Genomic DNA, 218 nt, shown 5'->3' on the forward strand with positions numbered 1-218 from the left:
CCTGCCCATCGAATGTCAGATCACAGCGGCCAGCGTGCAGGATCGCGACGCGCTCGCGCCGCTGCTCAAAGCCGTGCATCGAAAGAGCCCGTGGGTGAAGATGTCTTTTGTCGATGGCGGTTATCAAGGCGATGAAGCGCAACGCGCCGCCTTCGAGGCGAGCAGAATTTCCATCACCGTCGTCAAGCGAACCGACACGCAAATAAAGGGGTTCATCG

At 59.2% G+C, this 218-nt stretch carries 1 protein-coding gene; it reads left to right on the forward strand.

Going from position 1 to position 218, the window contains the following annotated elements:
- A partial coding sequence (locus GSQ79_RS06255; protein WP_368669922.1) for a transposase occupies window positions 1-218 on the forward strand: 218 nt, incomplete at both ends.

It is taken from the genome of Beijerinckia sp. L45, assembly GCF_009765775.1.
GTDB lineage: Bacteria > Pseudomonadota > Alphaproteobacteria > Rhizobiales > Beijerinckiaceae > RH-AL1.